Raw genomic sequence first — 1,768 nt, forward strand, 5'->3', positions numbered from 1 at the left:
AACGGGTGGGCGCAGGCTTGGACATGCCGGACAGCTATGTCGCTGGACTCACGATGTGAATCCCACGCAGGCTTTCTGCAACAAGGCCAGTCAAACCAGTTCGTCGTGCGGTAGCGGGTGTTGGCAGGCTTTGGCATGCCATCGATCTAACTACCAAGATTTCCGAGGTGAAACCTTCTCACCGATATATGCAACAAGGCCATGTCGGTCTGCTTATGCAGCCCAGCTACCAATCTGGATTCACGAGATGAATCCCTCACAAGATTTGTGCAGCAGGGCTAGAAAAAGGGGAAACGCGGCCTTCAGGCGTTCCGTGCAACAGAGCCCCCAAGACCCCCGTGAATACTTTTCGTCAAAAGGCCCGAAACTTAAAAGCTCTGTTCAATTCGAGGGGCGTATTCCAAATCAGCAGGCTCCTCGTCCCGCCGCCCAGATTGTTCGAAAGATTAATCGAACATCCGTCCAGAACGACCAGTTCGACAGATATGTAGAATCCATCTCCACGCGTTCTGCGAACGTTGTCGTGCTACGCCCGGAAACCTGCCAAAGGCCCGTAATACCTGGGCGGGCGGAGATATATTGTTTTGCTGCCGATCCGTAGATCGAAAGTTCGTGGCTGGTAACAGGCCGAGGACCGACAACGCTCATATGGCCCGCCAGAACGTTAAAGAACTGCGGGACTTCGTCGAGGCTGGTCTTGCGGAGGAAAGATCCCAAACCCGGAATGATCCGAGGATCCTTGTGCAGCTTGTGATGCTTTCGAAATTCCTCGCGGCTCTCCGGCGACGCATCCAGAACTGCCTGCAATCGCTCCGCTGCGTCCGGAACCATTGTCCGGAACTTCAGGCAATGAAACGGCTGCCCGGCATAACCGACACGTTCATGAGCGAAGAAGACTGGCCCACGGGACCGGATTTTGATCGCAACCGCCACGACGACTAAAAAGATCGAAAGTCCGGAGATGGCTAGAAGCGCGAATGCAATATCTAATAATCTTTTACCACGGCCTCCAACAGGCTCTCCAAGATCTTCCATAACTACAGATCTCGTTATATCGCCAGCGTCCAACATGGAAAGACTCCGGTAAAAAGTAGACAATTATCCCAAATTCGACGCAACGATGCGCAGAAGAACGCCACTTATAATTTGAATTCTATCTTGTGGGCAGCGATCCGGTCTGCAGCGTACAGCGGAGAATTTGCCAACTTCACTGCCCTACGTTCTTACAAGAAGATCTCCCCTTAAGGTACAAAGAGAAAAATCTGAGATTGTATTTCCGAACAATATCGTAATACTAAATAACAAGATTTTTCTAAATAAGGTCATTGTACCTACCCTGAACTGCATGGTTAGCAACCATAACCGTACCCATCTGGTACTAGAAGATGATATACTGTTATGTGCAAGAGCATATTTTGTCTTCGGTTCGAAATCGACAGCAAATTCCGGCATTTGCCCGTTTGATATCCATACTGGAACAAGAAATCACCTTAAAGATGTACTTGACTAGTTTCTATCGCCTCACCAGTTGGATCGCTCTGCCAGTTGGTAGTATCGTACATTTTCTGCAATCTCTCTTTGAAATTAGGCGACCGGCTTGCCGAGGCCGTCCGATAGTTTGATCCATGACTTCCAGTCAAGAAGCTGGGCTGCACTGCCTAGGTGTTTGATCCCACGGTTTGATGGTGCGATCCTTCCGGTGCAATGTAAGGAAGCCCTACGGGACAGGTTGGTCACGGGAGCGCCACGACCACGCACGCCGTCAGAG

1 protein-coding gene is annotated in these 1,768 nt (G+C 50.6%); it reads right to left on the minus strand.

Annotated elements, in window-relative coordinates; all coding sequences use genetic code 11:
- Positions 1–405: 405 nt before the first annotated feature.
- Entirely contained in the window at positions 406–1,035 is a 630-nt protein-coding gene (locus tag LX81_RS21770; protein WP_211322874.1) for a sugar transferase, read from the minus strand.
- Positions 1,036–1,768 lie beyond the last annotated feature (733 nt).

It is taken from the genome of Palleronia aestuarii (genome assembly GCF_003253995.1).
GTDB lineage: Bacteria > Pseudomonadota > Alphaproteobacteria > Rhodobacterales > Rhodobacteraceae > Palleronia > Palleronia aestuarii.

What these genes read in the sequence shown, in the direction of transcription:
- LX81_RS21770 (WP_211322874.1), bottom strand. Translation starts at nt 1,035, where the DNA reads ATGGAAGATCTTGGAGAGCCTGTTGGAGGCCGTGGTAAAAGATTATTA.